This window comes from Bradyrhizobium sp. NBAIM08, from assembly GCF_020193935.1.
GTDB classification, from domain to species: Bacteria; Pseudomonadota; Alphaproteobacteria; order Rhizobiales; family Xanthobacteraceae; genus Bradyrhizobium; species Bradyrhizobium yuanmingense.
Map to the genome: position 1 here is coordinate 1 of NZ_JADYVR010001322.1, position 384 is coordinate 384.

The window sequence follows — 384 nt, forward strand, 5'->3', positions numbered from 1 at the left end:
CACCTGATCGATTTGACGCGCGGGCTGGGCCGCCGCCGGGGTTCAACCCAGGGGTCGGCTGGATCCGAAGAATAGCGCCTGGCTGATCGCCGCACGCACCGTCGATTCCTGGAAAGGTTTGGTCACAAGGTAGGTCGGCTCGGGCCGGTCGCCGGTCAGCAGCCGCTCGGGATAGGCCGTGATGAAGATCACCGGGACGCTGTCGATGGCGAGGATGTCATCCACCGCATCGAGACCCGAGGATCCATCGGCGAGCTGGATATCGGCCAGAACCAGGCCGGGGGTGCGCTCGGCAACGACTTCCTGCGCCTGCGTGCGGGTGGCCGCGGTGCCGCAGATCTCATGCCCCAGCGAGCGGACGAGATCCTCAAGCTGCATCGAGAT

Annotated in this window: 1 protein-coding gene; it reads right to left on the reverse strand. The window is 66.1% G+C overall.

Going from position 1 to position 384, the window contains the following annotated elements; translation table 11 throughout:
* Positions 1–42: 42 nt before the first annotated feature.
* Positions 43–384 (reverse strand): response regulator (locus I6F37_RS44725; RefSeq protein ID WP_225155090.1); only part of this gene is annotated, 342 nt, incomplete at its 5' end.